This is a genomic window from Mesorhizobium sp. M2A.F.Ca.ET.067.02.1.1 (genome assembly GCF_004023285.1).
In the GTDB taxonomy this organism is placed as follows: Bacteria; Pseudomonadota; Alphaproteobacteria; order Rhizobiales; family Rhizobiaceae; genus Mesorhizobium.
In genome coordinates this window covers 1-3,921 of sequence record NZ_RZSB01000569.1, presented here as the reverse complement: position 1 = coordinate 3,921, position 3,921 = coordinate 1, and the positions used below count along the sequence as shown (strand labels likewise).

The 3,921-nt window shown below is 65.7% G+C and carries 4 protein-coding genes and 2 pseudogenes; all 6 read left to right on the top strand.

Annotated features, from left to right (window positions below; genetic code table 11):
• Positions 1-161: pseudogene (locus EOA28_RS27700) on the top strand (heme ABC transporter ATP-binding protein); the annotation flags it as partial.
• On the top strand, positions 158-1,297 hold the full coding sequence (locus EOA28_RS27695) for an ABC transporter permease (RefSeq protein WP_042639286.1): 1,140 nt from the start codon (positions 158-160) through the stop codon (positions 1,295-1,297). The pseudogene EOA28_RS27700 and the gene EOA28_RS27695, both read left to right, overlap by 4 nt.
• Position 1,298: 1 nt before the next feature.
• On the top strand, positions 1,299-2,270 hold the full coding sequence (locus EOA28_RS27690; protein ID WP_128315485.1) for an ABC transporter permease: 972 nt from the start codon (positions 1,299-1,301) through the stop codon (positions 2,268-2,270).
• Positions 2,271-2,358: 88 nt separating this feature from the next.
• Positions 2,359-2,751, top strand: coding sequence for a cytidine deaminase (gene cdd, locus EOA28_RS27685; protein ID WP_042639544.1), 393 nt, complete (start codon positions 2,359-2,361; stop codon positions 2,749-2,751).
• Positions 2,748-3,551: a purine-nucleoside phosphorylase gene (locus EOA28_RS27680; protein ID WP_127249557.1), complete on the top strand. Its 804-nt coding sequence runs from the start codon at positions 2,748-2,750 to the stop codon at positions 3,549-3,551. The genes cdd and EOA28_RS27680 overlap by 4 nt, the downstream gene beginning before the upstream one ends.
• Positions 3,551-3,921 (top strand): annotated as a pseudogene (locus EOA28_RS27675) (thymidine phosphorylase); the annotation flags it as partial. The gene EOA28_RS27680 and the pseudogene EOA28_RS27675, both read left to right, overlap by 1 nt.

Genomic DNA, 3,921 nt, shown 5'->3' with positions numbered 1-3,921 from the left:
TGCTGGTGGTGTCGGTCGAGCTCGACGAGATCCGCTCGCTTTCCGACCGCATCCTGGTGATGTTCGCCGGCCGTGTCGTCGGCGAGCGCGGCCCCGAGGCGACCGAAGGCGAACTCGGCTTGCTGATGGCCGGCGTCGAGCACCAGGAGGCCGCCGAATGAGCACGCCCTATGCCAAGCTGCCGGCCTGGGCCGATTACGGGCTGATCCCGCTGATCAACCTGTCGGTCGCCTTCATCGTCGCCGGTTTCGTCGTCATGCTGGTTGGCGAGAACCCGTTCCGCGCTGCCGTCATCCTCGTCGAAGGCGCCTTCGGCAGGGGCACGGGCATCGCCTTCACGCTCTTCTATGCCACCACCTTCATCTTCACCGGACTGTCGGTGGCGGTGGCGGCGCATTGCAGCCTGTTCAATATCGGCACCGAGGGCCAGGCCTATATAGGCGGCCTGGGCATCGCGCTCGTTTGCCTGAGCCTCGACAGCGTGATGCCCTGGTGGGTGATCTTTCCGATCGCGATCGTGGCCGCCGCGGCGTTCGGCGCGCTTTGGGGCCTGATCCCGGCCTATCTGCAGGCCAAGCGCGGCTCGCACATCGTCATCACCACCATCATGTTCAACTTCATCGCGGCCTCGGTGATGGTCTATCTCTTGGTCGGCGCGCTGAAGCCGGCCGGCTCGCAGGCGCCGCAGACGCGCAATTTCCTTGCCGGGGCGGAACTGCCGAAACTCAACTGGGTGATTGAATTGTTCGGCGCCAAGATCCGCTCGGCGCCGCTCAACATCTGCTTCCTGCTGGCTCTGGTCATGGCCTTCCTGGTCTGGCTGCTGATCTGGCGCACCCGGCTCGGCTATGAGATGCGCACCTATGGCCACAGCCCGAAGGCCGCGCGCTACGCCGGCATTTCGGAAACCCGCATCATCATCACCGCGATGATGATCTCAGGCGCGCTGGCCGGCATGATGGCGCTCAACCCCGTCATGGGCGACCAGCACAATGTCGCGATCGATTTCGTGTCCGGCGCCGGCTATGTCGGCATCGCGGTGGCGCTGATGGGCCGGCTGCATCCGGTCGGCATCGTCCTGGCGGCGATCCTGTTCGGCATGCTCTACCAGGGCGGCGCCGAGCTTGCCTTCGAGATGCCGGCGATCAGCCGCGACATGATCGTCATCATCCAGGGCCTTGTCATCCTGTTCGCCGGCGCGCTGGAACATATGTTCAGGCCTTATATCCAGGCGCTTTTCGCCTCGGTCAGTCCGAAGTCGGTCGGCATGCAGGCGGTCAAGGGGACAGGGGCCTGAAATGGACATGTTCAATGCAATCGTCCAGGTGCTGGACTCGACCATCCGCCTTTCTGTGCCGCTGCTGCTCGCCTGCCTTGCCGGTCTTTATTCGGAGCGCGCCGGCATCTTCGACATCGGGCTCGAAGGCAAGATGCTGGTCGGCGCCTTTGCCGGCGCGTCGGCTGCCGCCGTCTTTCACTCAGCCTTCATCGGCCTCGGCATGGCGATCCTGATCTCGGTCGCCTTCGCCATGGCGCACGGCTTTGCCTCGATCACGCATCGCGGCAACCAGATCGTCTCGGGCGTCGCGATCAATTTCGTTGCCGCCGGTTCGACGATCATCCTTGGCCAGGCCTGGTTCCAGCAGGGCGGGCGCACGCCGGCGCTGCAGCCGGGCGAACGCTTCGAGGCGATCATCTGGCCCGGCGCCGAGGCAATCAGGGATGTGCCGATCATCGGACCGATCTATGCCGAGCTGATCTCGGGCCATTCGATCCTGGTCTATTTCGCCTTCGCCATGGTGCCGTTCACCTGGTGGGTGCTGTTTCGCACCCGCTTCGGGCTCAGGATGCGCGCCGTGGGCGAGAACCCGGCCGCCGTCGACACCGCGGGCATCTCGGTCGCGTGGCTGCGCTATCGCGCGCTGATCTGCACCGGCATTCTCACCGGCGTTGCCGGCGCCTACCTGTCGATGGTCCAGAATGGCGGCTTCGTGAAGGACATGACGGCGGGCAAGGGCTATATCGCGCTGGCCGCGTTGATCTTCGCCAAGTGGAAGCCGGTTAACGCCATGTTCGCCTGCCTGCTGTTCGGCTTCCTCGACGCGGCCTCGATCCGCCTGCAGGGGTCGCCGCTTCCCCTTGTCGGCAAGGTGCCGGCGCAGTTCATGCAGGCGCTGCCCTATGTGCTGACCGTCATTCTGCTGGCGGGCTTTATCGGCAAGGCCATTCCGCCGCGCGCCGGCGGTGTGCCCTATGTCAAGGAACGCTAAGGTCGGGAACGCTGAGGTCGGGAACGCTGAGGCTGGATCTTGGTTCGGCGACCGGCATTTGAACAAGATCGTGGGAGAGAAGAAGCGGATGTCGCATGATCTGTTCGAAGCGGCGAAGACGGCGATGGGCAAGGCCTATGCGCCCTATTCGAAATTCCCGGTGGGCGCCGCGCTTCGCACCGAGGACGGGCGTGTCTTCACCGGCGCCAATATCGAGGTGGCGTCCTATCCGGAAGGATGGTGCGCCGAGACGACCGCGCTCGGCCACTACATCATGGGCGGCGGCGGCAGGATCGTCGAGATCGCCGTGATCGCCGAACGCATGGCCAAATGTTCGCCCTGCGGCGGCTGCCGGCAGCGGCTGGCGGAATTCTGCCGGCCGGACACAAAGCTCTATCTCTGCGACGACACCGGCGTGGCCGAGACGGTCACCATGGGCGAGATGCTGCCTTACGGCTTCAGGGGCGATATCCTGAAATGAAGGAAGCGCTGGATCATCTGGTCGAGAAGCTGGACGGGCTGGCGCCCAAGGCGGCGCTTGTGCTGGGCTCGGGCCTTGGCGGGCTGGTCGACCAGGTCAAGGATGCCAGGCGCGTCTCTTATGCCGAGTTGCCGGGCTTCCCGCGCAGCGGTGTTTCAGGCCATGCAGGCGAGGTGGTTGCCGGGCATTTCGCCGGCACGCCGGTGCTGATGCTGTCCGGCCGCGCGCATTACTACGAGCATGGCAACGCCGCCGCGATGCGCCCGGCGCTGGAGGTGCTGACCGGCATCGGCATTTCTCACCTCATCCTCACCAACGCCGCCGGCTCGGTCGATCCCGAGATGGGACCTGGGTCGGTGATGCTGCTCACCGACCACATCAATTTTTCCGGCTCCAACCCGCTGATCGGCGAGCCGAGCGACCGCCGCTTCGTCGGCCTCACCGAGGCCTACGATGCCGGCCTGCGCGGCGCCATCGAAAAGGCGGCGAAGGCGACCGGGACTTCGCTGCACAAAGGCGTCTATATGTGGTTCTCCGGACCCTGCTTCGAAACGCCGGCCGAGATCCGCATGGCGCGCGTCATGGGCGCCAACGCTGTCGGCATGTCGACCGTGCCGGAGGTCATTCTCGCGCGTTTCCTCGGCCTCAAGGTCGCCGCCTGCTCGGTCATCACCAACCTGGCGGCCGGCATGACCGGAGCGGAACTCTCGCACCAGGAAACCAAGGACATGGCGCCGATCGGCGGCGCGCGGCTGGCGACGATCCTGCGGCGGGTCTTCCAGGACGGCTTGCCCGACTGATGCTGCCGCAGGAGATCATTCGCCGCAAACGCGACGGCCACAGGCTCTCGTCCGACGAGATCGCGGCCTTCGTCGCCGGGCTGACGGCCGGCACCATTTCCGAAGGCCAGGTCGGCGCTTTCGCCATGGCGGTGTTCCTCAACGGCATGAGCCGCGAGGAAGCGGTGGCGCTGACGATTGCCATGCGCGATTCCGGCGACGTGCTCGACTGGTCCGACCTGCCTGGCCCGGTCACCGACAAGCATTCGACGGGCGGCGTCGGCGACAACGTCTCGCTGATGCTGGCGCCGATCGTCGCCGCCTGCGGCGCCTATGTGCCGATGATCTCCGGCCGCGGCCTCGGCCACACCGGCGGCACGCTGGACAAGAT

Coding starts and splice junctions, on each gene's coding strand:
- EOA28_RS27695 (WP_042639286.1), top strand. CDS start 158: ATGAGCACGCCCTATGCCAAGCTGCCGGCCTGGGCCGATTACGGGCTG.
- cdd (WP_042639544.1), top strand. CDS start 2,359: ATGTCGCATGATCTGTTCGAAGCGGCGAAGACGGCGATGGGCAAGGCC.
- EOA28_RS27690 (WP_128315485.1), top strand. CDS start 1,299: ATGGACATGTTCAATGCAATCGTCCAGGTGCTGGACTCGACCATCCGC.
- EOA28_RS27680 (WP_127249557.1), top strand. CDS start 2,748: ATGAAGGAAGCGCTGGATCATCTGGTCGAGAAGCTGGACGGGCTGGCG.